The 5,032-nt window shown below is 70.4% G+C and carries 5 protein-coding genes; 1 reads left to right on the top strand and 4 read right to left on the bottom strand.

The window, feature by feature from the left end:
- Window positions 1-40: 40 nt before the first annotated feature.
- The 3 genes from ACFVW8_RS38445 to ACFVW8_RS38435 all read right to left on the bottom strand — a co-directional run bounded on the left by ACFVW8_RS38445 (window position 41) and on the right by ACFVW8_RS38435 (window position 1,477).
- Window positions 41-280: an RNA-binding protein gene (locus tag ACFVW8_RS38445; RefSeq protein WP_389698582.1), complete on the bottom strand. Its 240-nt coding sequence runs from the start codon at window positions 278-280 to the stop codon at window positions 41-43.
- Between the two features lie 2 nt (window positions 281-282).
- On the bottom strand, window positions 283-726 hold the full coding sequence (rpsP, locus tag ACFVW8_RS38440) for a 30S ribosomal protein S16 (protein ID WP_384136853.1): 444 nt from the start codon (window positions 724-726) through the stop codon (window positions 283-285).
- 157 nt (window positions 727-883) lie between these two features.
- Window positions 884-1,477 (bottom strand): hypothetical protein, encoded by a 594-nt coding sequence (locus ACFVW8_RS38435; RefSeq protein ID WP_073739095.1) that lies wholly within the window; start codon window positions 1,475-1,477, stop codon window positions 884-886.
- Between the two features lie 512 nt (window positions 1,478-1,989).
- Here ACFVW8_RS38435 and ACFVW8_RS38430 point away from each other — a divergent pair.
- Window positions 1,990-2,844: a class I SAM-dependent methyltransferase gene (locus ACFVW8_RS38430; RefSeq protein ID WP_389698579.1), complete on the top strand. Its 855-nt coding sequence runs from the start codon at window positions 1,990-1,992 to the stop codon at window positions 2,842-2,844.
- Between the two features lie 36 nt (window positions 2,845-2,880).
- On the opposite strand, the gene ftsH is transcribed toward ACFVW8_RS38430, so the two are convergent.
- Window positions 2,881-4,800, bottom strand: a complete 1,920-nt coding sequence (ftsH, locus tag ACFVW8_RS38425; protein ID WP_389698577.1) for an ATP-dependent zinc metalloprotease FtsH — start codon at window positions 4,798-4,800, stop codon at window positions 2,881-2,883.
- Between the last annotated feature and the right edge of the window lie 232 nt (window positions 4,801-5,032).

The following is a 5,032-nucleotide window of genomic DNA, read 5'->3' as shown; positions in this document are numbered from 1 at the left end:
GCCCATGGCCCACCCCGGCCCGTGCCGGTGTTCAACTCTGTCAGCGAACCTGATCCACATCGACGAGGTCGACGCGGATACCACGGCCGCCGATGGCGCCGACGACGGTACGCAGCGCGCGTGCGGTGCGGCCGTTGCGGCCGATCACCTTGCCGAGGTCATCGGGGTGGACCCGGACCTCGATCACACGGCCACGACGCAGGACGCGCGAGGCGACCTGCACGTCCTCGGGGTTGTCGACGATGCCTTTCACGAGGTGCTCGAGAGCCTCCTCGAGCATGCTCAGGCCTCGGTCGACTCGGCGGGCGCGGCTGCGTCAGCAGCCTCGTCCGCCTTCTTGTCGGCCTTCTTCGCCTTCTGCGTGATGGCCTCGCCCTTGGACTCCTCGCCGGAGTCCTTGGTGAGGGCCTCGAAGAGGGCGCGCTTGTCAGCCTTGGGCTCCGGCTGCAGCAGCGGCGCGGGGGCCGGGAGGCCCTTGTGGGCCTGCCAGTCACCGGTCAGCTTGAGAATCGCGAGAACCGGCTCGGTCGGCTGGGCGCCGACGGACAGCCAGTACTGCGCGCGCTCTGCGTTGACCTCGATGCGCGAGGGGTTCTGCACCGGGTGGTACAGGCCGATCTCCTCGATGGCCCGGCCATCACGGCGGGTACGGGAGTCGGCGACGACGATGCGGTAGTGAGGCGAACGGATCTTGCCCAGACGCTTCAGCTTGATCTTGACTGCCACGGAAGTGGTGTCTCCTGGTCTATGACGTGGTTGGGCACAACGAAGATGCCACGTGGGGTTGCGGTACTCGGGTGCCCGATGGACGCGTCAGCCGGAGGAGAGAGGGGTCCTGTGCGACTGTCGAGTACAGCTAGCCATTGTGCCACACCACATCGGCTCACCCCACCGCGACCACTGCTTCCGGAATCCGGAACGGCTTTCCGCAGCCGCCGCAGACGATCGGGGCCTGCGCGAGGACCGACGGGACGACGCGCACGTTGCGACCGCAGTCGCAGACGGCCTTGACCCGCACGCCCCCTCCGGAGGAGCCGTGCCGGGCGGCCGGGCCGCGGAAGGAGCGCTTGGTGTCGGCGGCGGTGGCCACGGTGTGCGCCTTGAGGGCGCGCTGCAGCCGTTCCATCGTCGGCCGGTACCGGCGCTTGGCCTCGGGATTGAGCGTGACCAGTGAGAAGCCACTGCTGGGGTGGGGCTCCTCGGCATGGTCGAGGCCCAGCTCCTCGGCGATCGCGAGGAATCGACGGTTGTGGTAACGGCCGGCGCGCGAGGTGTCGCGGACACCTCGGGCGGCGGCGATGCCATGGACTGCCTCGTGGAGCAGCCGTTCGAAGGAGAGCTCGGCGCCACAGGCGGACGAGGACTCTCCGATCAGGGACTCGGGTGCGGCAAGATCGGGCAGCTCGGGGTGGTACCGCTGAATGTCGGCCCACGCCTGTGCCAGCTCTGCGGCAAGTACAGGTGGTGTCGTGCTCACGTCGTGACAACGAGCGCGAGTGCCCCGGTGTTCCGATTCCGGGCCATCCCAAATAATTTGCACGTACCAGTCAGTTGCCGTTGATGCGTCCTGACGAGGGCAGGTGCGCTGATCTGCGGAGAAGTCTCACAGCTCACACAAAGGTGGTACGTAGTGACGTGTACGCCCGAGCGCGTAGACGGCGCGTACGCCCCCTGGGCCCTGTACCGCCCGGGCGCCCGGAGCGTCGGCGCGCGCGGGCTCGGGGCAACGACAGTACCGGGGCCGCCGCCCGCCCCGTTCGCCCCCTCCCCCGCACGCCATGAGTCCTCGACATGCCCACCCCCGCATGTCGGGTGAGACTGGACCGGCGAGCGGCACCGGAGGCAACCATTGCCCGTAGCCCCCTGGACGCGGCGGCGGATGCGCAGTTCTCTGGCATACGGGGGAAGCGCGGCCGCACAGGCACGGGGAAATCGTCCACTCGGACACAACCGACTTGACCGGCATCTCGGCGGATTGGGGCGCATTCCATGACACCAACGCTCGTCCGGCACCACACGTACACGGAGGCGTCCGCCTCGGCGGACAGCGGTTCCCGCGCCCGTGACTGGGCGGAGATCCAGGAGCGGATGCTCGCGCCGCTGTACGAGGCGGTGTACCGGCGGCTGGAAGTGGGTGCCGCCACCCGGATGCTCTCGCTCGGCTGCGGCTCCGGGCTCGCGCTGCTGATCGCGGCCGGCCGCGGGGCACATGTCACCGGCGTGGACGCCGACGCCGAACGTCTCGCGCTCGCCCGGGTCCGGCTGCTGCCGGACACCGACGGCACGCCCGGCTCCCCGGCTGCCGGCACACGGCTCCTGGACAGTGTTCCGGCCACGCCGGACGGCCGCGAGCCCTACGACCTGATCACCGCGTTCACCCCGATCGGCTGCTCCGCCGACGACGCAGAGGAGCTGGTGGACGCGCTCGGCTCCGCCGTACCGCTGGCGAGCCGGGGCAGCACGGTCGTACTGACCGGCTGGGGCCCGCCCGAGCGGTGTGCCACGGCGGCGGTGCTGCGGGTGGCGGCCCGGCTGGCGGAGGGGACACGTTCCCCGGGGTCGGGCGGCTGGCTCGGTGCCCAGCGGGACGATCTGGAGGACGTGGCGCTCCGGGCCGGACTGAAGCCCGACGGCTCGGGGCGGGTGGCGTGCCCGTTCGGCTACGCGGATCCGGACAGCGCCGTCCGGGGTCTGCTCTCGACCCGGCTCTTCGACGCGGCGGTACGGGCGACCGACCGGCCCCAGGTGGAGAAGGAGGTGGCGGAGGCCCTGCACCCGCACCGGCGCCGGGACGGCACCATCTGGATGCCCAACGTCTTCCGCTACCTCGTCTGCACGACGTAGCGGCCCGGCCGGCGGGGCCCTGCGGCCCCGCCGGTCTCACTCCTTGCCCAGCCGGGTGATCCCCGCGGCCCGGTAGGCCGCCTCCTCGTCCAGCGTCTCGTTCGCGAGCAGCGCCGCGGCCAGTGAGTCCAGCCGGTCGCGGTTGTTGCCCAGCAGCCGGCACGCCTCCTCGTAGCACTCGTCGACGATGCGCCGCATCTCACCGTCCACCGCGTCCAGCGTCGAGGGTGCGGCGGAGAGTCCGTACGGCTGCTGACCATCACCCGGGATCGCCGTCAGCCGGCCCACCTTGTGGCTCATGCCCCAGCGACCCACCATGCCGCGGGCCAGATTGGTGACCTGCTCCAGATCGCTCTCCGCGCCCGTGGTGACCACGCCGAACACCACCTGCTCGGCCGCCATCCCGCCGAGCGCGCCGATGATCCGGCCGCGCAGATACTCCTCGGTGTAGGCGTATTTGTCGGCGTCCGGCGTCGAGAGTGTGACGCCGAGCGCCCGGCCGCGCGGCACGATGGTGACCTTGCGGACCGGGTCGGCGCCCGGGTGGAGCATGCCGAGCAACGCGTGACCGCTCTCGTGGAACGCGGTCCTGCGGCGCTCCTCGTCCGACATGACGAGGGAGCGCTCCGCCCCGAGCTGCACCTTCTCCAGGGCGTCCGACAGATCGGCCCCGTCGACCTGCGACTGCCCCCGCTTGACGGCGAGCAGTGCGGCCTCGTTGGCTAGGTTGGCCAGATCGGCGCCGGTCATTCCCGGGGTCGTACGGGCCACCTGACCCAGATCCACATCGTCGGACATCGGGATCTGCCGGGTGTGGATCTCCAGGATCGCCTCCCGGCCGGTCTTGTCCGGCGGGCTGACCTGCACGATCCGGTCGAAGCGGCCGGGCCTGGTGAGCGCCGGGTCGAGGACGTCGGCCCGGTTGGTGGCGGCGAGCACGATCACCCCCTCCGAACCGGAGAAGCCGTCCATCTCGGTGAGGATCTGGTTGAGCGTCTGCTCGCGCTCGTCGTGCCCGCCCATGCCCGAGCCGCCGCCGCGGACCCGTCCGATGGTGTCGATCTCGTCGATGAAGACGATGGCGGGGGCGACCTTGCGTGCCTCGGCGAAGAGCTCGCGCACCCGGCCCGCTCCGACACCGACGATCATCTCGATGAACTCGGAGGCCGAGGCCGAGAAGAACGGCACCTGGGCCTCTCCCGCGACGGCCCGCGCGAGCAGCGTCTTGCCGGTGCCGGGAGGACCGGCCAGCAGTACACCGCCGGGCATCCTGGCGCCCATCTTCCGGTAGGCGTCCGGGTTCTTCAGGAAGTCCACGACGTCGTTGAGCTCGCCCTCGACCTCGTCGATGCCCGCCACGTCCGCGAAGGTGGTGCGCCGACTGCCCTCCAGCTCGACCGGCTTGGGCGGGGCCTTGCGGCCGAAGCCGCCCATCCCGCCGCCCATGCCGCCGCGCGACATCCGCCGGGCGATGAACACCCAGAGCACCACGAGCAGCAGCATCGGTGCCAGTGAGATCAGCAGGTTGGCGAGGAAGCTGCGCTCCTTGACGACCGGTTCGGCGGTGACCGTGACGTCGTCCTTGACCAGCTCGCCCCAGAGGTTGTCATCGGCGAAGGCGGGGCGCTGGGTGACGAACTTGGTGTACTTCTCGTCCTTGCCCGGAACCTTCGCCTCCTTCTTGAGCTGCCCCTGGATGGCATCGCCCTTGGAGTAGATCTTGGAGACGTTGCCCGCGGTGACCTGCTTGCTGAACTCCGTGTAGGCGATCGTCGGCTCTTCGTCGCCGTTGAAGAACGAGAGCACCAGATTGGCGATCAGATAGACGGCCAGCGCGCCGAGCAGCAGCCCGCCCCAGCCCCCCGGCATCTTCCGGCCCGGCGTCGGGGGCGGTGGGGCCCCCTCGGAGCGCCAGGGCTGGTCGGGGCGGTCGCGGGGAGGTACCGGACTGGTCACGCGCACGCTCCTCTGCCGACAGCCATTGAGCCGACATTAAGGGAGAAATGCGGGCGAAGCTCTTGGAGCGGCGGCCCGATGGGCCCATGGAGGGACCCGGGCCGCCCGCACACGCCCGAGGGGGCGCCCGCACTGAAGCGGGCGCCCCCACGGGGACATGACTAGGGCCGCGCGTCAGCCCATGTAATTCTTGAAATCGTCCGGCAGCGCGAAGGTATTGTCTTGCTCACCG

This window comes from Streptomyces sp. NPDC058221 (assembly GCF_042882365.1).
Classification (GTDB): Bacteria; Actinomycetota; Actinomycetes; order Streptomycetales; family Streptomycetaceae; genus Streptomyces.
This window is presented reverse-complemented; position numbering and strand designations above follow the sequence as displayed.

Bases quoted from the DNA above. Each gene is read 5' to 3' on its own strand.
- ACFVW8_RS38445 (WP_389698582.1), bottom strand. From the start codon at position 280: ATGCTCGAGGAGGCTCTCGAGCACCTCGTGAAAGGCATCGTCGACAAC.
- ACFVW8_RS38430 (WP_389698579.1), top strand. From the start codon at position 1,990: ATGACACCAACGCTCGTCCGGCACCACACGTACACGGAGGCGTCCGCC.